The organism is Sphingobacterium sp. BS-2 (assembly GCF_046161205.1).
Taxonomy (GTDB): domain Bacteria; phylum Bacteroidota; class Bacteroidia; order Sphingobacteriales; family Sphingobacteriaceae; genus Sphingobacterium; species Sphingobacterium mizutaii.
This window is the reverse complement of record NZ_JBIXGO010000019.1, coordinates 328,423-353,033: the sequence shown is the minus strand read 5'-3', so window position 1 is coordinate 353,033 and position 24,611 is coordinate 328,423. Positions and strand designations below refer to the sequence as shown.

Sequence of the window (24,611 nt, the reverse complement as noted above, 5' to 3'; positions counted from 1 at the left end):
GCTAATCCAAAGAAAAACGTTTTCTTTTGAAATAGTTACAATCTTATCGTGGAAGTTTTTCAGGTCTCGGCATGCGATATTTTGTAGCGGTTATCGCATCCAAAAACGCAGCAACTTGGCGGATTTCCTCCTTGCTCAGATCCAATTTTTTCATCAAAGGATCTATCCTTGGATGCATCGGATCGGCCTCCTGTTCTGCATTTCTCGGATTGTTCATTGCCATCCCTGAATTATACATATTGATCACTCCGATGATATTATCGAACAGCCCATTATGCATCCAAGGGTTGGTATTCATCACATCTCTCAAGGATGGAGTCCTGAACTTACCGACGTCTTTGGGGTCTTTGGTCACTTTATAACGGCCTAAATCTTCATACTTTCTTTTGTAGTATGTGAGACCGATATTATGGAAATCCTCGTCTGTAAAGTACTGACCATTATGGCAGTTCATACAGCGGGCTTTCGTGCGGAAAAGGTGCAAGCCTGCGATTTCATCATCATTCAAGGCATCATATTTACCATCTAGGAATTCATCGAAACGACTTCTTCTGCTGGTAATGGTGCGCTGGAATGTAGCTAAGGCACTCATGATCTCTGGCATAGAAAAATCATCATCGCCAAAGGCCTTTTTGAAGAGTTCTTTGTATTCTGGAATAGCTTTCAGTTTAGGGACCAATTTGGTTAGTTCCATTGCCATTTCGTTATGGGCTTCAATAGGGCTCAAAGCCTGTTCTTCTAGAGAATGTGCTCTTCCATCCCAAAACATTGTTTTGCGCTCGCCTACATTCATCAGGGAAATGGTATTTCTATCTCCGACTAAATGATCGTGGCCAACGGGTACCGTTGAATGGTCACCGAAAGAAGTCTGAGGATTATGGCAAGAACTACAGGAGATCTGATTGGAGCCAGATAGGATGGGATCAAAGAAAAGGAGTTTTCCCAGCTTCACCTTAGGTTGTTCCATCAAGGAAAAATAGCTGGTATCGATTTTCGGAAGTGATTTGAATTCTTCATAATTCACTCCAGAATCAATGGTAGGTTTTGGCCATTCACTGATTGGCTTACTGTAAAGGCTTCGCAAATCTTGAATCCCTTTATCACTCAGGAATGCCGTGCTTAAAATGCACATTCCTAAAATCAACCCGATCGCTAATACTTTTTTCATCTCTATCTCTAAAACATCAACCCAATGGTCAATGAATAATACTTTTGTTTTATTTCAGTAGCTGAAAGACCCTCTGCCTGCACAAACGGTTTGATCTGCTTAGATGCTACAAAATCATACCTGGCGCGAGCTCCGATGGAGAAAGGTTCGGCTGTTAGGTAGTTGTAGTTCTGTTGAAGCATATCAGCAATGCCAGTTCCCTGTTTGATTCCGTTGAACTGGGATCTGCTTTTCAGCAGCTTTTGCTTCTGCAAATTTAAACTAATTCCAAATAAACCGCTCTTTAAATCCCATAAATACTGTCCTTCAACCCCAATATTCAGCATATCAGCCAATTGCTCGCGGAAAGGATTGACATATTGTTCTTTAAATTGCGTGAAATTGGCATAAGGTTTAACCGTCCAGTCCTCTTTTCCTACAATGGCTTCCAAGTGGTAGTTGAAATGGTAATACCGATAAGAAGATACTTCGGAAATCTTGATAAGTCCTAATGAGGACCCATCATTATGGAATAAGCCTTCCACTCCTTTACGAGTTTGCAAGTCCAAGGAGGCATTTCCACCGTATTTCCAATCATTAGACTTATGCAGATAGCCGATCTTTCCAGCAATCACTTGGTCCGTCCAATCATTGGCGTTGGATCTAGAAGAGGATAAAGTGCGGGAACCGGTCTGTTGGGACAGACCTGCTTCAAAAAGAAATCCAGAATCCCCTTTGGGCAGAAATGAAATCTTTCCATCGAAGCCATTCATCTCATAGAGAATCACATCACTTTCGCTGGATAAGCCTGAAAGCATTTTATTATATGCCCCTAAACCGTTCATATAAAAAACGGGAGGTTTTCCCAATTGGCTAAGAAAGGATAGTTTATTCCTATGCTTATAGAATTGATACCCTAGGTTTGCACTGAGGATATATTGAGGCAAGATTTGGTAAGAAGCCCCAAAACCAAGCTGGAGCGTGCTACTGTTGTTCTCTGGTCTTGGGTCAACCTTTCGATGGGAAAGGGTGGCTTTATAGCCAGCTTCTCCCCCGATGACCCATTTTCCGATCTCTTTGGCTATACCTCCAGAGAACTGATAGCGCTCTGAATGTAAATCTCCGCCAACAGAATCTGCGGTGAAATAAGGGAACAAAACCTCGAAATCCGAGTTTTCATTGAACTTAAGGCCTTGGATTTTCTTGTTTTCGTATTTTGCTTTTCCCCATAAGGTGATATTAGGGAAAGCGTCTTTTTGGTAAGACTCGGTATTGAATCTAAAACCTTGGTCTCCAGCGCCTCTTTGCAAAGTATAACTATCCTTATTGTCGGAAAAATAGGATAGCTCAACAGGAGTTAACGATTGTTGGTATTGGAATGGTTTTAAAGCAGGACTTTCGTACATGGAATTTCGGAAAGTCCTACTGATATCCATACGTTCTCTGACCCCCATAGCATTTACGCTTAGGGAATCCTGTGCTTTGCCTAAAGAGACAAAACAGCAGCATATAACAACCGTGGATAAAATTCTTAACATGTTATGGTAGCAACAGTGCTTTTGATGAAGGTGTAAAATCTTCAGTAGAGTTATTGGTATCCTTTAAATACGGCTTTCCATTCTCCAAGTTTCCGATTGATTTTCTAATCACAGACTTGCCGAAACGTGTGTCATCGCCTAGTGCTTGGCTTGCATAAGTCCAGCCCATATCCAATGAACTATCGGTTACCAACCATGCAAAGGTGGTTTTAGCAGAAACATTGACCGCATCCGTGATGTAAGAATTAGGGATTTTAAAGGAGTCAAATTTCATTTCTCTACCCGACTCCGCGATATAGCTATAGGAATATGCATTTTCGGCTTTGAATTTCTCAATGGTTACTCCTTCCGGGAATCTTCCCATAACATAGGATTGATGGCCATTGTTATGCATCAATAAGTTTCCTGAAACATTGATCGCATTTGGAACGCTTGGGTTATCGATGTTGATGGTACCGATCAGCTCGATCTCAAAATCTGCTTTGGATAGATCGAATGATTTTGGATTAACCTGCGTATGGTCGATTGCATTGTTGGCAATGATCAAATCATCGCCAGGAGCAACTGGATGTTGTCTTCCTGTTCCCGGAATCATGATAATCTGCTTAGAGGTGAAGGCATCCTTCATCACATCAGGGGTATAATTCCTTCTATTTACGGTTAGAAAATCAGACTGGGCTATAAACAAGCCATCAGCATATAGCGTATCGGATGAGTTGTTGTGGAGGATGAAATACTTATCTCCATTATATAGTTTGCCTGCTTCAGTAGAAGTTCCGGTGAAGAAAATCTCTTTGAAAACAAAATTTGCAGTTGGATCTGAAAGGAAGGTTTCCAAGCTAATGCTGGTGTTCGCAGCATTGACTACGATTCCTTCTTTACGGGCTTTGATTTTCATTTCCTTATCCTTATCGCCAACTTTAATGACGATGTCACCATCCAAAGTAGCGGTATAAGTACCGTAAGCCAAGGTAGTCTTTGCCGTATCAGCACCTTCTACTAATGTTGCTGCCGTAGTGACTTCCGTGTTGGTTTCTTGCAAAGTAATGCGCACATTGTTAAGCTTATATTCTCCTTGCAAACTGGACTTGTCGACTTCGATTAAAACTTCTGACCTAGATTCTAAAAAATCATCTTTCATGCAAGAGCTCATGCCTAAAAGCATCAAGCATAAAAACATCAATTTAAACTTTGTTAAATTTCTCATCGTTTATTCTATCTATTATATTTTAATATTTACTTCCATTCCAAAATAAGGGCTGTCCCCTGGATTATTCCTTCTGATAAATTGATTGCCGTACTGGGTATAATCAGGCTTGTAAATAAAGAGCCTGTTAACAAACATGGCTACCCTAACTCTATTTTTGATAACCTTTGTCGCCTTGAAATTGACAAGCAGATCAATAGGTTCTTTGAATTCATTGTATAAATAAGGGTCGATCTTCCTGTCCAATAGGCGAAGGACTGGATCAGTTCGGTCCGCCTCGGTATATTGATGATAGGTTTGGTTGATATCGTAATAGCCAATCGGAAGGTTATCCCTAAATAATCGCTGGTTAGATTTGTACCAAAAACTTTGTACCGTCATGGATAGGTTCAAACCCAGTTTTGGCAGAAATGAATCGGCCGTAAGATTGGTATTGAAACTCTCATAATGCCCGCCAGTATTGCCATTGGCATATACACCAACATATTGTCTAACCTTGCCATCCGTAATTTCCAGTGGACTGATTACCTCCGCTATGGGTTGGTTATTGGCATTGAATGTCTTAAACCAAGCCCCATTTACCGTAAATCTGGTGTTGATCCCTTGGATACGCTTGGAGCTAAAGTTGTATTCCAACCCTTTTTTTTCGGTGATGCTTCCGTTTGAATTCTGATTGTAGGCATGGAATTCGGCTTGATCGACATAGCTGAAGTCCTCAATTGACGGCTTGGCGGTCAGGGTATTGGGATCGACAGATGTCACATTGTATTTCCTTAAGGAAACGGCATTGAATACGGATATATTCCTAAATCCATTATCCATCTTCTCATTGAAGTAGTTGATGGAGAAGGTGTTTCCTTCAAAGTCCAACTGGGTTCCGATTTCCCATTTAATATTTTTCGCCGCCTGCAATTCATAATTAACAGGGTTGACAATGCTGGTTTTTGCCCATGCTAACCTATATTCGGGGTTATTATGGTAATAGACCAGTTCCGGGATATCCCTATAAAAGTTTTCTGGGTATAGAAGATTCTGGTTAGGAGTAAGGGTTTGGATACCATAACCCGCAAAGATGTTGGATTTCAACTGCTTTCCAAAGACCTTCGTTTGTGGCAGATGCAATCTTCCATTGTATCGCGGATCTACAAAAACTTTGCCTGCAAGCGCATATTCCTTGTTTAGATTCGTCAAGCTAAAGGCTCTGACCCCTAAGCTATTCTCAAAAAGGAAATCGCCCATATTGATAAAGAATCTGTCTTCCGCAAAAAGGGAGAGATTACTCATCGCAGGAATAGATCGCAAGGATCTCGGTCTGGAGTTGATCGAAGTGCTAATTGGAAAATCAAGGTCGTACTGTGGCCCCAAGCCTAGGTTTTTGGCATAGGCATATTCAATACCTGCTTTGAGCTGTTGCTTGAATAACTTATGAAAGTTCCAGTTCCCCATCAGTTTCAGGTTAATATCCAAAGGTCTGCTATCAGACTTAAAGTCAGCAACATAAGTAGGGGTAAGAAATGTCGCTTCATGGCTTCCATCAACCAAGGAATTCATCAAAATGCTGGCAGATCTAGCCTGCACCAGCTTTTGCATATCGATTTGATTGGATGAGAGCCTAGCATTAATGCCTAAGGAAACACTCCTAAAGGTAGATTTAGGATTGGAAGAGAATAATTTGAACGTATTATTGACTCCAAAGAACTGTACATTGTTTTTGTAATTGTCGGTGAGCTTATAGTCATTATTAGGATCGAACCTTTCATTGTCGATCGTAGTATTGAAGTCCAAGCCATGGTTCCAAATGAACCTATAATTGGTTAAGCTATAGGTCTTTTCTCCCCTAATGGACGTGTTTACTCTTTTGAAAGTATTATAGATATCTGTGACGTTGCTTCTCGAGTTTAAATAACCAGCATCAATATTTAGTTTATAAGAATCGAATTCAAAGCCTTTACCAAGTCCTACTAGTTTACTGAAGCCATCAGCCTTTATTCGAGCGGTCCAAGGCTCATAGCCCTTAATTCTATCGATCAGCACTACCCCCGACGTTAAGTTACCATACTCCACAGATGGAATACCGCGGATGATTTCTACTTTTTCAATATTATCCGTGGCAATGGTTCGCATATCAACACCAATATTGGAAGTAATCCGGCCATCATTCATGCTCCCCTGACCTAATCCAAAGCCTGCTGTCGGATCGATCATGGACTGCGAATTCAGCTGCATTCCATCCACAGAAAACATGGTTCCTAAAGAACCGGTCGAATAAGCGGACATGGATGCTCCATTGGCGGTCCTCAGATTGATACCGTTGACTTGATCAAGATCGGGATTCTTGGTTTGACCTCCCGGTAATAATTCCAACAGGTCTGTAAAGCTCGAAGGTTGCAGATGCTGCATGGCATCTCGGGTGATAATCGAACTCGTTCCTATGTTCTTGGACTCTTTTGCTGTCACATATACCTCATCGATATTGACCTCGTCCTGATTGAAAACAATGTGGGTCTCGCGGTTATTATCGAGTTTGATGGTCCTAGTAATCGGCTTGAAACCAATATGGGAAAACTTAAGTTGATAGGTGCCTTGGGGTAGATTTTGAATGATAAACAAACCTTGTTCATCACTTAAACTATTAAAATTAGGCTTCTCTGAGATCTCAATATTCACATTGCTCAATGCCTGCCCTTTGCTGTCCTCAACGGAACCAGAAATAGAGAATAACTGAGCCAATGATACAAATGGAAGGCTCAGGAAGACTAGTAATATGTAGATGTTTTTGAGCAAGGGCAATTAAGACTAATTCTAAACAGCGCAAAATAACGCAAAAATATTTACTTTTAGAAATAGCTTTTCCTTTAACTCCAAGAAGTTATATGCTGATTGATTTAATTTAGATGGCGAAAAGCCTGAAAAAGGTTGCTGGAATTATTCAAAATCTGATTCTCCAGTTTTGTTTTCATTCTCCAGTTTCTGCAGTAGTTTTTCTACTTCTGCTTCTGAAGCTGTTAGTTTAGCCTTGCAGATGGTCAAAAGTTCAGAAGCCCTGTTGATCTTGGCAGTGAGTTCATCGACAGCAATATCTCCAGATTCGATATCGGAGACAATAAGCTGAAGTTCCTCGAATGCATCTTTATAGCTGTATTTATTTTCCATGGTTTGATTCTTTGTTAATTACTTTAGAAATAATCTTTCCGTCTTCCAATTGGATTTCCAATTCGGCCCCTATTTCGACCTGATCCAATTTATGGACAGATTTACCATCTATTCTAACGATGCTGAAGCCTCTTTTTAAAATATGGATGGGATTCACGATTCCCAGCATCCGTTCCAAATGCTGCAATTGCGCTTGATTTTCCTTGATGTTTTGCCTACTGAACCTGATTAGATGGGTTTGCAGGCTGTTTATTTCTGCCTTGTCTTTTAATAATAGGGTCTTTGAGTTCCAGGAAATGGATGAAACGATATGTTTTAATTTGAGATTCTCCTCTTCAAAGTTCCTTCTAACCGCCCTCACCATTCTTTCTAGGGCATTATCTACAGGAATGGCAAAGTTGTGGAACTTCTGTAGCAGGAAGTCGGCAAGTTCACTGGGAGTAATGGCATTCTTATAAGCGACCATCTCACTGACGGTTTCATTCGTCGAGTGACCAATTCCAGTAAGGACGGGGATCGGGAAAATGGCGATAGCTTTGGACAGGAAGTAATTGTTATAGGAGCTCAATCCTACATCACCTCCACCACCACGAATGATCGCAACGGCATCAAAATCCTCCAATTTATTGGCAATAACCTCCAACTGTTTAATAATGGAACTGATGGATTTATCGCCTTGCAACAAGGCGGGGAACAGGGTGCATTCTATTTTATAACCCCAAGGATTGCCATTGATGATCTTAAAGAAATCGGAAAGCCCTTTGCTGGTTTCTACGGAGATAATCGCCAAGCGCTTTGGAATAAGGGGAAATGGGAGTCTTTTATTTGCATCAAAAATACCTTCTTCTGTGAGTTTCTTGATGCTTTCTCGTTTCTCTTTTTCGAGTTCGCCAAGAACGAAAGTCGGGTCAATATCTACTATCTTAAGGCTGAAACCGTACATTGGGTCATAGGATATGCCGGCTTGGAAGAGCATGGTAATGCCTTCCCTTAAGGGTTCGCCAAGGACTTCCAAGAACTGCCTGTTTATGCGTTGGTAGTCCATCTTCCATAAAATAGACCGCATCTCTGCAACCACCTTACCTTCTTTTTTCTCTAATAATTCGGGATAGCAATGCCCTGAATGGGAATAATGGTTCAATTTATTCATCTCCGCCTTAATCCAATAAAGACTCTTGTATCGCTCAGCAATAGTCTTTTGAATGCTTCGAGATACCTCTAGGAGTGTGAAAACGGTTTTATTGTCCATCAATTCGGGCATTCTCAAATATACAGAATTATTACACGTCGGGAATGCGTGTTTGTGCGTTTTATTAGTACATTTACAATAAGAAATCCTAAAAACAATTATGATTCGTTTTTTAAACCTCCTTACAATATTCCTGTTATGCGGGTATTCCATCAGTCAAGCGCAGTATAAACAGGTCATCACTAATCAAACAGTTCTTCTCAACAACCAAAGGAACATCCTGCCTTTTAAGCGCTTGGATGAACGTAGGATTGCTGTGATCAGTGCAGACAGCGTAAAATATGGGCCTTTCATCCAGCAATTACAACGCTATGGGGAAGTGAAAAGTTTTGGTTTTGACCAATATGATGAGCATACAAAATACTACAATACCATCATCGTTGCAGGAACGGAAGAAGAGTTTAGACCAGGACAATTGGCTATGGTCATCCAATCAGCTGTTAATCGGAAGGATGTCATTCTTTGTAAATTCGGTAAGGATATCAATTACATCAATATTGGCTTGTCTGCTGCCAACTTAGGTCGCTTTGCAAGTATATTGACAGCGCCTAGTCTGGAAGAAGAAGCCCAAGAGAACGCAGCGATGTCGATCTTCGGGGGTTTAGGCATCACCGCAGGAACGAATAAAACGACCCAAACAAGATTACAGTACAGCAAAGGTAGACAATCGGGGCTGGATATCGCAAAAATGACCAACCAAATTGATGCCATCGCCAAAGATGCAGTTGAACAGCATGCTGCACCGGGCATGATGGTCATGGCCATAAAAGATGGACAGGTAATCTTTGAAAAGGCTTACGGTTATCATACGTACGAGAAAAAGCAGGCCAATAGCATATATGATATCTATGACCTAGCCTCTATCAGTAAAATAGCAGGAACAACACCGGTCGTGATGCATCTGCAAGAAAACAATATTATCAATTTGGACAGCACCATGGGCCATTACCTGTGGCAAGCCAAACAAAGCAATAAAGCCAATATCACCCTGCGTACCGTCCTGTTGCATGAAGCAGGTTTCACTCCGTTTATCCCATTTTATAAAAATCTAAAACCAGGCGATCTACAGAGCACAAAAGATGAAAACCATCAAGTCAAAGTTGCTGACAATGCTTATCTAAAAAACAACTACTATAGGGATGTCATGTGGCCAGAGATGTTGAACTCTCCGGTAAAGCCGATTGGTAATTATGTCTATTCGGATATCAGCATGTATGTGATGAAGGAGGTTTCGGAACATGAGACCTCGACCCCAATGCAGGACTATGTACAAGATTTATTGTACAGACCAATTGGAATGAAAACCGCTGGCTATCTACCAAGAGATCGTTTCAGAAAAGATCAAATTATACCTACCCAACAGGATACCGCCTTCCGTAAGGTTCTCTTGCAAGGTTATGTGCATGATGAAGGCGCAGCAATGGCGGGCGGAGTGGCAGGACATGCAGGGTTGTTTGCTTCTGCGAACGACCTGGCTATCTACGGACAGCTCTTGCTGAATCGAGGCGAATACGGTGGTGTGAGGTATTACAAACCGGAGACTGTCGATTTATTTACTTCAAAGCAGTCTAAAACAAGCCGCAGAGGCTTGGGATTTGACCGATATGATCCTAAGAAAGGAGCAGACTATCCATCTAAATTGGCGAACCCCTCTGTATACGGCCATACCGGATACACAGGAACTTGTATATGGGTAGACCCAAATAACCAATTGATTTATATATTTTTGTCAAACAGAGTACATCCGCAAGTATCTACAAAAATCTATGATCTAAACGTACGGAGCCGTATACAGGATGTGATCTACGAAACCATTTTTAACGCTAAATAATGAAAAAGAAGTTTTTATTGACCATCCTTTTTGGAGGAGCTATTTTTGCCAGTATGGGGCAAGACTATAAACAGATACACCAAGACCTGATCGTTGTTGATGGCCACAATGACGTTATCGTGGAAAGCATATTGCCCGGCAAAGACATCGGCAAACGAATCAAAACCGGCCACACAGACTTACCAAGACTGAAGGAAGGTGGGGTGGATGTGCAGGTATTTGCCGTTTGGTCTGATGACAAGAAATGGAAGAAGAATGCCTATAAACATGCCAATGACCAAATAGACGCTTTGGAGAAATTGATTGCCAATAATCCCGACAAGATTGAACTGGCAAAAAGTTCAGCTGATATCGAACGAATCAACAAAGACGGAAAGATCGTTGCCCTGATCGGAATAGAAGGAGGTAATATGATCGAGGAGCGCCTGGACAACCTTGAAGCGCTTTACAACCGTGGAGCACGCTATTTAACCCTTACCTGGAACTATAACCTGCCTTGGGTCACTGCTGCAGCGATGGAGGTAAAGACCAAGGACAAAAAAGGAAAGGGATTGACCGAACACGGTAAAGAAATCATCCGCAAGATGAATGAGCTCGGCATGATGGTCGACCTTTCCCATGCCGGCGAACAAACATTTTATGATGTATTAAGCATCACAAGCAAACCAGTGTTGGTGTCCCATAGCAATGCAGCAGCATTGACTCCGCATTACCGTAATTTGAAAGATGCCCAATTGGAAGCCTTAAAGAAGAATGGTGGAGTGGTTGGTGTTAATTTCTATTCGGAATTCCTGGATTCCAACTACCCGAAAAGAGTCAAAAAACTCTACTACAAAACTCACAAGAAAGATAGCACAAACAAAGAAATATCGGTAGGCAAGATGTACGGAGCACTTTCAGCAAAGCAAAAACATGAAGCCAACGCCCCATTTGAGAATGTGCTAAAGCATATTGACCATTTGGTCGCCAAGGCAGGCATTGATCATGTAGCGATTGGATCTGACTTTGATGGTATTGAATCCCCTCCCCAAGAACTAGAAGATGTAACGAAATTCCCAGTCCTGACCAAGGCTCTTTTAGAAAGAGGTTATAGCAAAGAAGATGTAGCCAAAATCATGGGATTAAACTTTCTGAGAGTCCTTAAGGAGAATGAGAAATAGGTTATAGATATAAGACAATACACAATAGACCTTTCTTGCTTCTTATTAGAAATAGTTGAAATAGTTGGCAGTCCTACCCAATCTAATGACTGCTGTCTAAAAAAGAGAAGGGTGGATTTTTATAAAAATCCACCCTTCTCTTTTTTAAATATTTTGTTATCTCGAGTAACGGAACTGTTGTTTGTCCATCATACCCATTTGATTCTTCATCAATTTGATCTGCTCTTCCAGCAATTTGTTCTTATCGGCCTTCTTAGCTTCAGCCAGAAGCTTCTCAGCTTCGCGCTTATTACGTTTCGCCATGGCGATACCCGCTAAGCTTAACTTCGCTAATGCAACGTTATGGTCCATATGCAAGCCCATTGCCAAGGCTTTCTTGAAAAATTTCTCTGATTGTAAAGGTGCTCTTTGCGATTCGATCAAGCCCAAAAGCATGTGGTAATAACCATATTGAGCAGAGATTAACTCAGTCTCGTAGTTCTTGATTTTCTTAAGCCAAACCTCAGCCTTGTCCATGCGTTCTTTGCGCAAGAACCATTGTGCGATAAGCATCTTCTCGTTGAAGAAAACGGTTACCCAAGCTAAAATAGTAATCAGGATTGCTAAAATCCCCCAGCCCCATTGACCAATCCAGAACAATGCAACCGTTCCGACTACCAACAAACTACAAATTATAATGCGAACTAGATTTGACATAATTATGCTTAATACTGTAAGTTTGCAAATATCCGTTAAATTGCTGTAGTATACAACTTGTTTACAGCAAAATAATGTAAAATTTTATATAAACATATGTCTGATCGTTTTGATTCATCTTGGGAACCTATCATTAAGCCCTTATTCAATAGCTCTGTTTTACAGGACTTATCTGATTTTGTAATAAAGGAAAGAAGCTTGCACAAAGTGTTTCCCCCGAAAGATTTGGTTTTTAATGCTTTTAAGTTGACCCCTTTTCAAGACCTTAAGGTAGTGATCCTTGGCCAAGATCCTTACCACAACGATGGACAAGCGCATGGACTTTCTTTTTCTGTCCCTGCAGGAATTGCGATCCCGCCAAGCTTAAGGAATATCTATACCGAATTGGTCACCGACATCCCTGGCTTTACCTATCCTAGCCATGGCGACTTGACCAAATGGGCAAAACAGGGCGTATTGCTCCTGAACGCCACCCTAACGGTCAGAGCACATGAAGCCGGTTCGCACCAGAAGAAAGGTTGGGAATACTTTACGGATGAAATCATCAAGGCAATCTCAGATCAAAGTGAACATGTGGTCTTTGTATTATGGGGAAGCTATGCCATTAAAAAATCAGCGCTGATCGACAGCAGCAAACACCTCATATTGACAGCAGTGCACCCTTCACCACTATCGGTTTACCGGGGATTCTTTGGATGCGCACATTTCTCCCAAGCCAACAGCTACCTGCAACAACATGGTAAACAAGCTATTGACTGGCAGGTGTAAAGGCCTTAAGCATATCTCTCTAACAAATTTTTGAACTTATAGTCCTCTGTAGAAAGAACTTCAATATGATTGATCCGAATCTTCTGATTGTTCTGCAAGATATGGGTGAACTTCAGGTGGCTATCATAGGTTATTTCCCAATCCTCATGGAAATCCACCGGTTGAGTCGCTTCACCCAGCACTACGTACTCCAGGTTCCCCAAAGTAGAATAACGGCTGATCTCGATCTGCGAATCTGGTCTTTCATAAAGATAATACCAAGCACCATCGCCCACACCACCAAGATATTTCGCATGCTTAGGAACAGAGATAGGCTTAGAGCCGAAATTCACCGCACCAATGATCAGATCGTTGGGTAATAAGTTCGCCTTGTTCCTGAACACATTATCCCCTAACTGCTTCACCAAGAAAAAGAAAGATTTCCATCGGTCCATCTTAAACGACTGAAAACCATCAGAAGGACTATAGCTGTTCACGACCCTGGTCTTGCTTACATTAACAATATTGCTGATTGGGCTCGCTTTTATGGTCTCCGGAAGATTGATTCCATGCCAGAAATGGTATTTCTTGGAAGCCTTCATCAACATCCTGGTAATGAACCGCGAACAGTTGTTGTTGTTCTTTGCCACTGCGCCATAGGGGTAAGTACCCTCTTCTACGCATTTGTCACCATAATCTTTCGCGATTTCAAAATTGATATCGTTGGCAACACTAAAAAAGAGCCTTCCTTCGCCATACATCGCGCCTTTCAGGGGTTCGATGGCAGCAATGATCTCTTGGATGTTTTCGATATGGCCATGCTTAAACTTGGCCTTCACCTTGATCTCCAACATGGGGTCCGAATCCTTGGATCGCGCTCGTCCATAGCCGCGAGGGGTAATATATCGGCCAAAATCATAGAAAAGCAACTCGCCCGTCTGGTGATTGACCAGCACGACGCCCGTATGCCCAACCTTGAAGTTTAAATTTTTGACAATACCAATCTTTTTGAAAAACATCATCCATTTTTCATCCCCACGTATGGTAGCATCTGGCCATGTCAATATGATTGCAGAATCTTGATATGCCATCTTTAAATATTAATATTCTAATGGTACAATTGGTTCTTTTTTACTGGTGGACATGATCATCATGGTTTGGAAAGTCTTCACAAATGGGATCTTTGAAATCTTTTCCATAATCACGGCCTCGTATGCCTTAATGTCTTTAACATACACTTTCAGCATAAAGTCGCAATTCCCCGTAACGTGGTGGCATTCGGTCACTTCTGGAATGGCACGAACGGCTTCAACAAATTCCGGAATGGCATTATGGGTATGGAAATCAAGAGAGATCTGGATGAATGATTTTATCCCTAATCCTAGCTTCTCCTCATCAACAAAAGCATGGTAACTTTTGATGAAACCAGAGTTCTCCAATTTACGAACACGCTCCAATGTAGGGGCAGGCGAGAGACCAATATTGGTCGCCAATTGTAAATTAGTTATCCTTCCGTTCTCCTGAAGAAGCTTTAGGATCTTCAAGTCCGTTTTATCTGGTTGGTAAGACATAGGCTTTTCAATAAAATTAAAGAATAGTAAATATACAAAATAATATTTGGTTTAACACAAAATGTATTTCTGATTTATTGGCTAGGTTTAATATAGATTGACTCAATCTGAAAAGAGATATTCAATTGATTTTATTTATATCAATCATTCTATTGTCATAATATAATCATTCTAAATAGCCTTTAATGCAGAAGAAATGACATTTGTCATTTTTTTTGCGGTTTACTGTGTAGGTTGAACACAAAACAAGCTTTTTTCTGCATTATAAACCGTAACTTTGCAATTCAAAACCAATGGGAAAGAACCCATCATTAAAGTGAAAGAGATATGAGCACAAAAGACGACGATTTACTAAAAGAGTTAGAGCTCGAAGAATATAAGTACGGTTTTACCACCGACATTGAGATGGAGATCGCTCCAAAAGGTCTTAATGAAGATACCATCCGTTTGATTTCCAAGAAGAAAAACGAACCGGAATGGTTATTGGAATGGAGACTGAAAGCCTTCCAACATTTCTTGAAAATGAGCATGCCGACTTGGCAAAACTTCAAAAACCCTGAAGTAGATTTCCAGGACATTTCTTATTACGCTGCCCCTAAACCCAAAAAACAACTTGATAGTTTAGACGAAGTGGATCCCGAATTATTGGCAACCTTTGCCAAATTGGGCATTCCTTTGGACGAACAAAAGGTACTTGCCGGGGTAGTAGCCGTTGATGCAGTATTTGACTCTGTTTCAGTAAAAACCACATTCCGTGAAAAACTGAAAGAACAAGGGGTTATCTTCTGCTCTTTCGGGGAGGCAGTTCAAGAACATCCTGAACTTGTAAAACAATATTTAGGAACTGTAGTTCCACAAACCGACAACGTATATGCCGCCCTGAATTCCGCAGTTTTCTCGGACGGATCTTTCGTATACATTCCAAAAGGCGTTCGTTGCCCAATGGAACTTTCCACATACTTCCGTATCAACGCAGAAAACACGGGACAGTTCGAACGTACCTTGATCATCGCCGATGAGGATGCTTATGTATCTTACCTAGAGGGTTGTACAGCTCCAATGCGTGATGAGAACCAATTGCACGCTGCAGTGGTTGAACTAATTGCAATGCGCAATGCGGAGATCAAATACTCAACGGTACAAAACTGGTACCCTGGAGATAAAGACGGTAAAGGCGGAATCTACAATTTCGTAACCAAGCGTGGTATCTGTAAAGGCGACTATTCCAAGATCTCTTGGACCCAAGTGGAAACCGGATCTGCCATCACTTGGAAATATCCAGGAGTAATCCTGAAAGGTGACCATTCTGTAGGCGAGTTCTACTCGGTGGCGATGACCCGTAACATGCAACTTGCAGATACAGGCACAAAAATGATCCACCTAGGTAAAAACACCCGTTCTAAGATCATCTCCAAAGGTATCTCTGCTGGCAAGAGCCACAACAGTTACCGTGGATTGGTTAAGATCGGACCAAATGCAGACAACTCAAGGAACTTCACCCAATGTGACAGTTTGTTGATTGGCGACAGATGTGGAGCCCACACTTTCCCATATATCGAGAGCAAGAACAAAACAGCTACCCTTGAGCACGAAGCGACCACTTCTAAAATCGGGGAAGACCAAGTGTTCTACTTGAACCAACGCGGTATTGACTCTGAGAAAGCCGTAGGATTAATCGTAAACGGTTATGCGAAAGAAGTATTAAATCAATTACCAATGGAATTTGCCGTAGAGGCACAAAAATTATTAGCGATCTCATTAGAAGGATCGGTAGGATAGAAATATAGAATAGAATATGTTAAGCATTAAGAATTTGCATGCGTCTATCGACGACAAACAAATATTAAAAGGACTGAATTTAGAAGTTAAGGCCGGCGAAGTGCATGCCATCATGGGCCCTAACGGTGCTGGAAAGAGTACATTAGGAAATGTATTGGCGGGACGTGACTCCTACGAAGTGACCGAAGGCGAAGCTTTCCTTGACGGAGTAGATCTATTGGAGCTTTCTCCGGAAGATCGTGCTCGCGAAGGTTTGTTCTTGGCTTTTCAATATCCTGTTGAAATCCCAGGAGTTTCAAACATTAACTTCTTGAAGACAGCAGTAAATGATATCCGAGAATATAAAGGATTACCTCCGATGGAAGCCAAAGACTTCCTGAAGATGGTAAAAGAAAAACAACAATTGGTAGAGTTCTCCGCCAACTTGGCAAACCGTTCCTTGAACGAAGGTTTCTCAGGTGGTGAGAAAAAACGTAACGAGATCTTCCAACTGGCGATGTTGAACCCTAAGCTTTCCATCTTAGACGAAACAGATTCAGGTTTGGATATCGACGCATTGAGAATCGTGGCGAACGGTGTAAACCAATTACGCACAAAAGACAATGCATTCATCGTGATTACACACTACCAACGTTTGTTGGATTATATCGTGCCAGATTTTGTACACGTATTGCACAATGGCCGCATTGTAAAATCAGGCACAAAAGAATTAGCACTTGAATTAGAAGAAAAAGGTTACGACTGGTTAAAAGAATTAGATACGCAAAATGCCTAATCAGTTGTATTAAGAAACGAGGTAATGAGCGGATTGACAACAAATAACATGAGTACATTAGTAGCAAACTCCTTATTCCAACAGTTGACTTCAACTTTTCAGGAATTGGAAACAAGCAATGATACGCCAGCGGTAAAGGCTCTTCGCGAAGAGGCTTATACCCGCTTTCATGAACTTGGATTCCCTACTGTAAAGAATGAGGACTGGAAATACACAAATATCCATTCGCTGATCAACAGAAACTATCTGTTGAACGAGGATGTGGATGTTTCAAATTTAGATCTTAGCGCTGCGGACATCCCTGGATTGGATGCTCACCGCATCGTATTGATCAATGGTCAATATGTATTGGCCTTCTCTTCCTTGGAAGATGAAATCGGCTTGATCGTAAAACCTATCGAGGAAGCTCAGAATGAGCCTAAATTCCAACAGCACTTTGCAAAACATGCAGATGCTACTGGAAGCACCACGGTAGCCCTGAACACGGCTTTTCACACTTCGGGAATATTCCTGCAGGTGAACCGCAATAAGGTGGTCTCAAAGCCTATCCAAATCGTACATGTCGCTACTGGAGATCAGGACTTCTTTGCACAAACTCGTAATCTATATATCCTTGAGCAGAATGCTGAGGCTGAAATCATCGAATCCTTTATCACATTAGATGGTTCGGCTTTCAACCTGAACAACAAGGTTACCGAGATTGTATTAGAAGAAAACGCGAAGATGCAACACTATTATTTGCAGTTAGCTTCAAATAACAGCCATTACATCAATCATACTGAGGTTTACCAAACGAAACACAGCTTGTACAACAACTACAACTGTAATTTCCCTGGTGTAGCCTTTGTACGCAATGACTTGAACGTTCGTTTGGACGCTGAGCAGGTTGAATCACACCTTTACGGGATCAATCTATTGGCCGACAATCAATTTGTAGACAACCATACAATCGTAGACCACATGAAACCTCATTGTGAATCTTATGAATGGTACAAAAATATTCCACAGGACGAATCTACAGCCGTTTTCAACGGTAAGATTTTCGTTCGCGAAGATGCGCAGAAAACAAATGCCTTTCAACAGAACAACAATATGTTGATCGGTGACAAAGCGACCATCTATACCAAGCCACAGCTTGAGATCTTTGCAGATGATGTAAAATGTTCACATGGTTGTACCATGGGACAATTTGATGATGATGCATTGTTCTACTTACGCGCTCGTGGTATTGGCGAAGAAAGCGCACGTATCCTGTTGGTTCACGCCTTTGCTTTTGACGTTACATCCAGATTCTCAGATGAAAACGTAAGGAACTTTGTTGAAGACTTAGTAGCAAAAGGATTAGAAAGAAAATAATAGTAGTGTAGTTTTAGTATAAAGGCGTCTTGGCGAAAGCTAAGACGCTTTTCTTTTTTGCTTTGCCCGTTTTCAAGAATACCTCAGCCCTCATCCATTTTGACACCCGAATAAAGTATTTTTCTCAAAACATTTGAACTTCAAGCTCTTTGATTTATATTTGCCACATGAGCGCTCGCCAATTTGCACTATTCTTTATGGACCCTTGGATTTACTGAGTTAAGTAAATCTTACGCGGTTTAATGAATCAGCTGAAATTCCTTTTAGCTGCAAGTACAAACAATTCAATTTTATTTCATGGAAAAGAAACATTGGTTTAAAACCTATATCTATATATGGGTAGGGCAATTTGTCTCCTTGATAAGTAGCTCTGCCGTCAACTTCGCAATGATTATCTGGCTAAGCCTTGAATTTCGGTCAGCTGAGGTCTTAGCCTTTGCCGCCATTTCGGGTCTATTGCCCCAGGCCATAATAGGCCCATTCGCCGGCGTGTATATCGACCGCTGGGACAGGAAGAAGGTCATGATTTTTGCAGATGCCTTCATTGCGTGCTGTACCCTGATGATGACTTTTGCTCTGCATGATGGTCATATTAACCTCTCGCTGATCTATCTGTTGATGGTCTGCCGCTCCATAGGTTCCGCCTTCCATCAACCCGCCATGCAGGCCATTGCTCCACTACTGGTTCCAGAAGATCAGCTATTGCGCGTTTCAGGAGTCAACCAGATCTTGCATTCTGTGAGTGCCATAGCCGGCCCAGCATTGGGCGCATTGGCAATTGCCAACCTTCCGATCAACCAGGTATTATACCTTGATGTTATCGGTGCGGCATTCGCGATCAGCAGCCTAATGTTTATCAGTATCCCCTATTTCAAATCCGAAAGCAAAGCCTCCCTGAGGCAAGTCTGGGGTGATCTAAAACTGGGATTCCTGGCTATTCACAAGAACAAAGGCTTGAACAGGATGTTTCTATACTCCATTATTGCCATGATGGGTATCCTTCCTGTTGCCATTATGTTCCCATTATTGACCATCGAACATTTCAAAGGCGATAAATTTGAGATGAGCGTCATTGAGGTAATCTGGGGCGTAGGCATGTTAGTTGGTGGATCCGCTTTAAGTGCATTTAAGCTGTCTTTCAGAAAGATCCTTTTGATCAATTACATGCATATCCTATTGGGCTTGACCTTTGTGTTTTCAGGAGTGTTGCCCGCGAATATGTTTATCATTTTTGTGGTATTGACAGGAATTGGCGGAGCATCCATGTCCATCTTCAATGCGGTATTTATGACCATTATCCAGGAAGAGATTGCTCCGGAGATGTTAGGAAGGGTATTTTCCCTGTATTTCAGTTTTGCGATCATCCCGAGTTTAATTGGACTGTTATTCGCCGGAAACATTGCAGACCATATTGGCGTAGCCAATGCCTTTATTATTGCAGGTATGTTATGTGTACTGTTGGGGATAGTTTCATTTATGACGCCTAGTTTGATGAGGTTGGGGATAAAGGAGGAGTAGATGCGCTTCATGCCAGTAAGGTTGAAAAGATCTGGGTTATTTCGTGCCATAAAATGACGCGAGAAATGTTGCGACTTTGGTAGGGGAGATTCGCATAAGCCCGCTGCATATTTCTTTTGAATAATTGTTGATTTGATTTTAAGATGTGCAATATTCCGAGATGTTTCGTTCCTCAACATGACAGCATGAGGGATAAGATTGGACAAAACAACCCCCATAAAGGGCAAAAACAAATAAAGAATAGTTTGCTCATCTTACGATTTCGCAATGAACAGCGATCCATAAAAAAAATAAAAAAATAGATTCTTCGAGGTGCTCTGAATCCCTCCGTAGGGCATTTCCAATTCTGAACGAAGAGTGAAGAATCTGTATGGTTCTCCTCTATGCAATCGTGTCATCCTCAATCGAAGATTGAGGAACCGTAAGTCAATGCTATCCATGATATTTTTGATTATTCACGTTTGCAATATTCCGAGATGTTTCGTTCCTCAACATGACATGCAGGAGGATATTAGGAGATATAAAATTTAGCGTCCTGAAATGTCTCAAATCTCAAATCTCACATCTCAAATCTCTCCCACCAATAAAAACCGCCAAACTCTAGCTTCTATTTTTGCTTTTTGTTATGATAGCTAACTTCAATCTCGGGATTGATTTTCTGGAGGGCATTGATAACTTCCTCATTATCTACCGGTGAGATATAAACCTCTTCGTATTTATCATAATAAATAATCAGACCTTTCATGGCGGTTGCTGGTCGCATTCCGCTATATAAATTTTTGCCAACCTCAATCCTCCTTATCGATTCGATCTTGACCTTGCCAAAAAATATTAAGCAACGATATCTTAAATATCCCGAATTGATTTTATAGGAAGTTGTGAAATAAGTAATCAGATAAAAAACGAGAATACAGGCTACTAAGGTGGAAAGGACTGTCAAATACTTTGATAAAGGCGCTTTCGATATGGCCAAAATCCCCGTAAACACTGGTATTAAGATCGCATAAAGAATCAGGAGGTAAAAATTATCCCATTTGGATTTATAATTTGGCATACCCTAAAATAACAAAAGCTTCCAATATTTGGAAGCTTTAGCTTGGAGCGAAAGACGAGATTCGAACTCGCGACCCCAACCTTGGCAAGGTTGTGCTCTACCAACTGAGCTACTTTCGCTTGAAGTGCTACAAAAATACAATAATACTTGGTTCTTGTCAACCTTAAGCGTGATATTTTTGCAAATAATTGTGAAATTATAGCGTAGCCTTAATGGCATCCACACAATTCATTCCATCGATCGCCGCAGACACGATTCCACCCGCATAACCTGCTCCTTCTGCACAGGGGTATAAACCAGCAACTTGCGGATGTTGCAAGCTATCTTTATCTCTTGGGATACGTATCGGTGAGGAGGTCCTAGACTCCACTCCTACCAAAATTGCTTCATTGCTATAATAACCTTTCATCTTCTTTCCAAAGATCGGCAAGGCTCCTTGCAATGCAGAATACACGAATTTCGGCAATACCTCGCGCAGATCGACCGAACGGGTCCCTGGTTTATAGGAATTCTCAGGTAGATCGAAAGATACTTTATTCTGAACGAAATCAACCATTCGTTGTGCTGGAGCAACTAAATTGCCACCGCCCAATTGAAAGGCCTTTTGTTCGATCTGTCGCTGAAATTCCAATAAGGCAAATGGATCTTGGTCCGAGCCTACTACATCTTCCAGGTTAATCTGGATTACGGTACCTGAATTGGCATGTGGATTATTTCTTTTGGATGGTGACCAACCATTCACCACGATCTCATCCTGATCGGTGGCACAAGGAGCGATAATCCCTCCTGGGCACATGCAGAATGAAAAAACACCACGGCCATCAACCTGTTCGACCAAACTATAATATGCTGGCGGCAGGTTCTCTGGACGAATGGAACAGTGGTATTGCGCAGAGTCGATTACGGCTTGGGGATGTTCGATCCGAACACCTAAGGCGAAAGGTTTTGCTTCCAACAACCAATTTTTGGAACGGAACAGCTCAAAAATATCACGAGCGGAATGTCCCGTTGCCACGATCACGTGATCGGCCTTTATGATTCCCTCACTTTCCGTCTTAACCCCTTCTACCTTTCCAAACTGCTCTAATATATCAGTAACCTTACAATCGAAATGCACTTCGCCGCCCATTTCGATTATCCTTTCACGGATACTTTCAATGATATGGGGCAATTTATTGGTTCCAATATGTGGTCTGGCATCCACTAGGATATCTTCCGTAGCGCCATGCTCCACAAAGATGGAAAGTACCTGTTGCACATCGCCACGTTTATTGGAGCGCGTATACAATTTACCATCCGAATAAGTTCCAGCACCCCCTTCTCCAAAACAATAATTGGATTCTGGGTTGACAAAGCCTTCCCTATTGATCTTGGCAAGATCCCTTCTTCTGTCCTGCACTTTCTTTCCACGTTCTAAAACGATGGGTTTAAATCCCAATTCTATGCATCGATATGCAGCAAACAATCCTGCAGGACCGGCACCGATGATAATCACGGGCTTAGCGTCCTTGACATTTTTAAGTGCAGTATGGTAATCTGGGAGCTGTACAGGTTCGTCGATAAAGAAGACGACCCGCATCCGGAAGAGGACTTGTTTTCCCCGAGCGTCAATAGAACGCTTACGGATATGGAAACCATTGATTTTACTTGTTGGAACACGGAGTTTCTTGGCTCCTTCAGCAAGGATGCGCTTATCATCCTGAACAAAATCAGGACTTATGGCAATTTCAATTTCTTTTTGCATAGTCTGTTGGGGATTTATCCCAAAAATCTTGGCAAAGATACCAAAAACTGACAGAATTTCGTGTTTAGCTAGTATTGGTATGTCATTTGATATTGCTTTTTTGTGAAAACAAATTCTTACTTTTAAATATTACTTGTAAAAACATTACACATGAAAAGATTATTAATCGTATTTGTAGGTTTATTAACTGCTCTTTCTTTCAGTTCTTGTGGGTATAACACCATGGTATCCAAGGACGAAAATGTAAAAGGAAAATGGGCACAAGTTGAAAACGCCTACCAACGTAGAGCGGACTTGATCCCTAACTTAGTAAACACTGTAAAAGGAGCTGCCCAGCATGAACAAGGTACATTGACTGCTGTAACAGAAGCTCGTGCAAAGGCGACTTCAGTACAAGTAGACCCAAACAATTTGAGCGAGGAAGCGATCGCTAATTTCCAACAAAACCAAGATGGACTTTCACAAGCCATCGGACGATTATTGGTGAGTGTAGAAGCCTATCCAGACTTAAAAGCGAATTCGAATTTCCAGGAGTTACAGGCCCAGTTGGAAGGTACCGAAAACCGTATTTCTGTAGAGCGTAGAGCCTTCAACGAAGCGGTTCAGGATTACAATACCACTGTTCGTAGCTTCCCGAACAACATTATGGCAGGAATCTTCGGATTCAAGGCAAAAGGAACTTTTAAAGCTACTGAAGGATCTGACAAAGCGCCTACAGTGCAGTTTTAATGAATTTTTATTGTTGTTGACATAACGTAAAGATGAATGTTGGGGGCTTTCACTTCTGCATTCATCTTTTCTATTTTTAGATCCCATGGAGATATTCAATCAAGAAGAACAAGAGAAAATTGAGCATGCCATCAGCCTAGCGGAAAACCTGACATCCGGGGAGATCCGTTTGGTAGTAGAACGCAGGGTTCATGATAAGGAAGCGATTGATCTGGCAAAAGATTATTTTGAGAAACTCAAGATGCATCAGACGGCATTGCGCAATGGGGTATTGATATACCTGGCGACAGATGACCATCAATTTGCCATTATTGGCGATGCTGGGATTGACAGCAAAGTTCCAGCGGACTTTTGGGAATCCACCAAAGATCTGATGTTGGGTTCTTTTAGAAAGGGAGATTATGTTAGTGGATTGATTGCTGGAATTGAAAAAGCCGGTGAACAATTGGGCAGATATTTCCCGAGGAGATCGGATGATGTGAACGAACTTCCGAATGATATTTATTTCGGTAAATCTTAATTTTATGCAGAAAACATCACAAATTGTGAAATTTTCAACCCGTATATTATTCAGCTTTTTTATAGGCTTAATATTTCATTTACAAGCCTTTGCTCAGGATTTTCCGCCTGTGGCGAAGGATTTAGTAACTGATTATACCAACACCCTGAATTCCAGCCAAAAGCAAGAACTTGAACGTAAGTTATTGGCCTTTGAGGATTCAACCAGTATTCAAATTGCGGTCGTGGTCATGAATAGCACTGGCGACTATGACATTGCCGATTATGGCGATCGTCTAGCCAAGCAGTGGGGTGTGGGAAACAAGAAATTCGATAATGGTATTTTGTTCCTGGTAGCCCTTGGAGACCGTGCAGTCACGATCCGTACCGGTTATGGTTTAGAAGGAGCGGTTCCAGATGTTATTGCTTACCGCATCATTGAAAACGAGGTAAAACCCGCTTTCCGTCAAGGAGATTATTTTAAAGGGATCGATGATGGAACTAGCGCATTGATATCCTATTCCAAAGGAGAGTATAAAGCAGACCCTAAGGATGGCTATTCGACAGAAGGAGGCGGCGGAATACCTGTCATATTCATTGTGATTGGTATCATCATTTTAATTTCCATTATCTCCAAATCTGGAGGTGGCGGCAAAAATGGCGGTGGTAAGGTAATGGGTGGACGTGGATCATCTGACTTGTTCTGGTGGACATTATTGAACTCATTGGGCCGTGGTGGCGGTGACAATGATGGCGGAGGATTTGGTGGCGGCTTCGGCGGCGGTGGAGGCGGCGGCTTCGGAGGTTTCGGCGGCGGTGGCTTCGGCGGTGGTGGTGCCAGCGGAAGATGGTAATGGAA

21 protein-coding genes and 1 tRNA gene are annotated in these 24,611 nt (G+C 41.7%); 10 read left to right on the top strand and 12 right to left on the bottom strand.

Annotated features, from left to right (window positions below; translation table 11 throughout):
- Positions 1–43: 43 nt before the first annotated feature.
- From ACK2WI_RS13400 to xseA, 6 genes are all read right to left on the bottom strand, one after another.
- Positions 44–1,168 (bottom strand): cytochrome-c peroxidase, encoded by a 1,125-nt coding sequence (locus ACK2WI_RS13400; RefSeq protein ID WP_409151333.1) that lies wholly within the window; start codon positions 1,166–1,168, stop codon positions 44–46.
- 8 nt (positions 1,169–1,176) lie between these two features.
- Positions 1,177–2,685 carry a DUF6850 family outer membrane beta-barrel protein gene (locus tag ACK2WI_RS13395; protein ID WP_409151332.1) on the bottom strand — a complete coding sequence of 503 codons (1,509 nt, stop codon included), beginning with the start codon at positions 2,683–2,685 and terminating at the stop codon, positions 1,177–1,179.
- A 1-nt stretch (position 2,686) separates the two neighbouring features.
- Positions 2,687–3,892, bottom strand: coding sequence for a DUF4876 domain-containing protein (locus ACK2WI_RS13390; RefSeq protein WP_409151330.1), 1,206 nt, complete (start codon positions 3,890–3,892; stop codon positions 2,687–2,689).
- 15 nt (positions 3,893–3,907) lie between these two features.
- Positions 3,908–6,622, bottom strand: a complete 2,715-nt coding sequence (locus ACK2WI_RS13385; RefSeq protein ID WP_409151328.1) for a TonB-dependent receptor — start codon at positions 6,620–6,622, stop codon at positions 3,908–3,910.
- 195 nt (positions 6,623–6,817) lie between these two features.
- Positions 6,818–7,045: an exodeoxyribonuclease VII small subunit gene (xseB, locus tag ACK2WI_RS13380; RefSeq protein WP_409151326.1), complete on the bottom strand. Its 228-nt coding sequence runs from the start codon at positions 7,043–7,045 to the stop codon at positions 6,818–6,820.
- Positions 7,035–8,306 (bottom strand): exodeoxyribonuclease VII large subunit, encoded by a 1,272-nt coding sequence (gene xseA / locus ACK2WI_RS13375; RefSeq protein ID WP_409151515.1) that lies wholly within the window; start codon positions 8,304–8,306, stop codon positions 7,035–7,037. The genes xseB and xseA overlap by 11 nt, the downstream gene beginning before the upstream one ends.
- Before the next feature lie 88 nt (positions 8,307–8,394).
- Here xseA and ACK2WI_RS13370 point away from each other — a divergent pair, with 88 nt between their 5' ends.
- On the top strand, positions 8,395–10,125 hold the full coding sequence (locus tag ACK2WI_RS13370; protein ID WP_409151324.1) for a serine hydrolase domain-containing protein: 1,731 nt from the start codon (positions 8,395–8,397) through the stop codon (positions 10,123–10,125).
- Positions 10,125–11,285: a dipeptidase gene (locus tag ACK2WI_RS13365; protein WP_409151322.1), complete on the top strand. Its 1,161-nt coding sequence runs from the start codon at positions 10,125–10,127 to the stop codon at positions 11,283–11,285. Before ACK2WI_RS13370 ends, ACK2WI_RS13365 begins: the two co-directional genes overlap by 1 nt.
- Before the next feature lie 156 nt (positions 11,286–11,441).
- Here ACK2WI_RS13365 and ACK2WI_RS13360 read toward each other — a convergent pair whose 3' ends face one another.
- Positions 11,442–11,981 (bottom strand): hypothetical protein, encoded by a 540-nt coding sequence (locus tag ACK2WI_RS13360; RefSeq protein WP_093101271.1) that lies wholly within the window; start codon positions 11,979–11,981, stop codon positions 11,442–11,444.
- Positions 11,982–12,077: 96 nt separating this feature from the next.
- On the opposite strand from ACK2WI_RS13360, the gene ung reads away from it, so the two are divergent.
- Positions 12,078–12,749: a uracil-DNA glycosylase gene (ung, locus tag ACK2WI_RS13355; protein ID WP_409151320.1), complete on the top strand. Its 672-nt coding sequence runs from the start codon at positions 12,078–12,080 to the stop codon at positions 12,747–12,749.
- A gap of 5 nt (positions 12,750–12,754) precedes the next feature.
- Here the strand turns inward: ung and ACK2WI_RS13350 are convergent, their stop codons facing one another.
- Positions 12,755–13,819 carry a DUF6695 family protein gene (locus ACK2WI_RS13350; RefSeq protein ID WP_093101267.1) on the bottom strand — a complete coding sequence of 355 codons (1,065 nt, stop codon included), beginning with the start codon at positions 13,817–13,819 and terminating at the stop codon, positions 12,755–12,757.
- Positions 13,820–13,828: 9 nt separating this feature from the next.
- On the bottom strand, positions 13,829–14,299 hold the full coding sequence (locus tag ACK2WI_RS13345) for an Lrp/AsnC family transcriptional regulator (protein ID WP_093101265.1): 471 nt from the start codon (positions 14,297–14,299) through the stop codon (positions 13,829–13,831).
- A gap of 327 nt (positions 14,300–14,626) precedes the next feature.
- Here ACK2WI_RS13345 and sufB point away from each other — a divergent pair, with 327 nt between their 5' ends.
- From sufB to ACK2WI_RS13325, 4 genes are all read left to right on the top strand, one after another.
- Positions 14,627–16,078: a Fe-S cluster assembly protein SufB gene (sufB, locus tag ACK2WI_RS13340; RefSeq protein WP_093101263.1), complete on the top strand. Its 1,452-nt coding sequence runs from the start codon at positions 14,627–14,629 to the stop codon at positions 16,076–16,078.
- Between the two features lie 16 nt (positions 16,079–16,094).
- Positions 16,095–16,853, top strand: a complete 759-nt coding sequence (sufC, locus tag ACK2WI_RS13335) for a Fe-S cluster assembly ATPase SufC (protein ID WP_093101261.1) — start codon at positions 16,095–16,097, stop codon at positions 16,851–16,853.
- 48 nt (positions 16,854–16,901) lie between these two features.
- Positions 16,902–18,209 (top strand): Fe-S cluster assembly protein SufD, encoded by a 1,308-nt coding sequence (gene sufD, locus ACK2WI_RS13330; protein ID WP_409151316.1) that lies wholly within the window; start codon positions 16,902–16,904, stop codon positions 18,207–18,209.
- A 297-nt stretch (positions 18,210–18,506) separates the two neighbouring features.
- Positions 18,507–19,727, top strand: coding sequence for an MFS transporter (locus ACK2WI_RS13325; protein ID WP_409151314.1), 1,221 nt, complete (start codon positions 18,507–18,509; stop codon positions 19,725–19,727).
- 607 nt (positions 19,728–20,334) lie between these two features.
- Here ACK2WI_RS13325 and ACK2WI_RS13320 read toward each other — a convergent pair.
- The 3 genes from ACK2WI_RS13320 to ACK2WI_RS13310 all read right to left on the bottom strand — a co-directional run bounded on the left by ACK2WI_RS13320 (position 20,335) and on the right by ACK2WI_RS13310 (position 22,525).
- Positions 20,335–20,781, bottom strand: coding sequence for a PH domain-containing protein (locus tag ACK2WI_RS13320; protein ID WP_409151312.1), 447 nt, complete (start codon positions 20,779–20,781; stop codon positions 20,335–20,337).
- 43 nt (positions 20,782–20,824) lie between these two features.
- Positions 20,825–20,900, bottom strand: a tRNA-Gly gene (locus ACK2WI_RS13315).
- A gap of 77 nt (positions 20,901–20,977) precedes the next feature.
- Positions 20,978–22,525: an NAD(P)/FAD-dependent oxidoreductase gene (locus ACK2WI_RS13310; protein ID WP_409151310.1), complete on the bottom strand. Its 1,548-nt coding sequence runs from the start codon at positions 22,523–22,525 to the stop codon at positions 20,978–20,980.
- 150 nt (positions 22,526–22,675) lie between these two features.
- Between ACK2WI_RS13310 and ACK2WI_RS13305 the strand changes: the two genes are divergently transcribed.
- From ACK2WI_RS13305 to ACK2WI_RS13295, 3 genes are all read left to right on the top strand, one after another.
- Positions 22,676–23,254: a LemA family protein gene (locus ACK2WI_RS13305; protein ID WP_093100170.1), complete on the top strand. Its 579-nt coding sequence runs from the start codon at positions 22,676–22,678 to the stop codon at positions 23,252–23,254.
- 85 nt (positions 23,255–23,339) lie between these two features.
- The gene (locus tag ACK2WI_RS13300) at positions 23,340–23,774 is read left to right on the top strand and encodes a TPM domain-containing protein (RefSeq protein ID WP_409151308.1); all 435 of its coding nucleotides are present in this window, start codon (positions 23,340–23,342) and stop codon (positions 23,772–23,774) included.
- A gap of 4 nt (positions 23,775–23,778) precedes the next feature.
- Positions 23,779–24,606 carry a YgcG family protein gene (locus ACK2WI_RS13295; RefSeq protein WP_093100168.1) on the top strand — a complete coding sequence of 276 codons (828 nt, stop codon included), beginning with the start codon at positions 23,779–23,781 and terminating at the stop codon, positions 24,604–24,606.
- The last annotated feature ends 5 nt before the right edge of the window (positions 24,607–24,611 follow it).

Excerpts from the sequence above, each read along its gene's own strand:
- ACK2WI_RS13400 (WP_409151333.1), bottom strand. The coding sequence starts at position 1,168 with ATGAAAAAAGTATTAGCGATCGGGTTGATTTTAGGAATGTGCATTTTA.
- ACK2WI_RS13395 (WP_409151332.1), bottom strand. The coding sequence starts at position 2,685 with ATGTTAAGAATTTTATCCACGGTTGTTATATGCTGCTGTTTTGTCTCT.
- ACK2WI_RS13390 (WP_409151330.1), bottom strand. The coding sequence starts at position 3,892 with ATGAGAAATTTAACAAAGTTTAAATTGATGTTTTTATGCTTGATGCTT.
- xseB (WP_409151326.1), bottom strand. The coding sequence starts at position 7,045 with ATGGAAAATAAATACAGCTATAAAGATGCATTCGAGGAACTTCAGCTT.
- xseA (WP_409151515.1), bottom strand. The coding sequence starts at position 8,306 with ATGCCCGAATTGATGGACAATAAAACCGTTTTCACACTCCTAGAGGTA.
- ACK2WI_RS13370 (WP_409151324.1), top strand. The coding sequence starts at position 8,395 with ATGATTCGTTTTTTAAACCTCCTTACAATATTCCTGTTATGCGGGTAT.
- ACK2WI_RS13365 (WP_409151322.1), top strand. The coding sequence starts at position 10,125 with ATGAAAAAGAAGTTTTTATTGACCATCCTTTTTGGAGGAGCTATTTTT.
- ACK2WI_RS13360 (WP_093101271.1), bottom strand. The coding sequence starts at position 11,981 with ATGTCAAATCTAGTTCGCATTATAATTTGTAGTTTGTTGGTAGTCGGA.
- ung (WP_409151320.1), top strand. The coding sequence starts at position 12,078 with ATGTCTGATCGTTTTGATTCATCTTGGGAACCTATCATTAAGCCCTTA.
- ACK2WI_RS13350 (WP_093101267.1), bottom strand. The coding sequence starts at position 13,819 with ATGGCATATCAAGATTCTGCAATCATATTGACATGGCCAGATGCTACC.
- ACK2WI_RS13345 (WP_093101265.1), bottom strand. The coding sequence starts at position 14,299 with ATGTCTTACCAACCAGATAAAACGGACTTGAAGATCCTAAAGCTTCTT.
- sufB (WP_093101263.1), top strand. The coding sequence starts at position 14,627 with ATGAGCACAAAAGACGACGATTTACTAAAAGAGTTAGAGCTCGAAGAA.
- sufC (WP_093101261.1), top strand. The coding sequence starts at position 16,095 with ATGTTAAGCATTAAGAATTTGCATGCGTCTATCGACGACAAACAAATA.
- sufD (WP_409151316.1), top strand. The coding sequence starts at position 16,902 with ATGAGTACATTAGTAGCAAACTCCTTATTCCAACAGTTGACTTCAACT.
- ACK2WI_RS13325 (WP_409151314.1), top strand. The coding sequence starts at position 18,507 with ATGGAAAAGAAACATTGGTTTAAAACCTATATCTATATATGGGTAGGG.
- ACK2WI_RS13320 (WP_409151312.1), bottom strand. The coding sequence starts at position 20,781 with ATGCCAAATTATAAATCCAAATGGGATAATTTTTACCTCCTGATTCTT.
- ACK2WI_RS13310 (WP_409151310.1), bottom strand. The coding sequence starts at position 22,525 with ATGCAAAAAGAAATTGAAATTGCCATAAGTCCTGATTTTGTTCAGGAT.
- ACK2WI_RS13305 (WP_093100170.1), top strand. The coding sequence starts at position 22,676 with ATGAAAAGATTATTAATCGTATTTGTAGGTTTATTAACTGCTCTTTCT.
- ACK2WI_RS13300 (WP_409151308.1), top strand. The coding sequence starts at position 23,340 with ATGGAGATATTCAATCAAGAAGAACAAGAGAAAATTGAGCATGCCATC.
- ACK2WI_RS13295 (WP_093100168.1), top strand. The coding sequence starts at position 23,779 with ATGCAGAAAACATCACAAATTGTGAAATTTTCAACCCGTATATTATTC.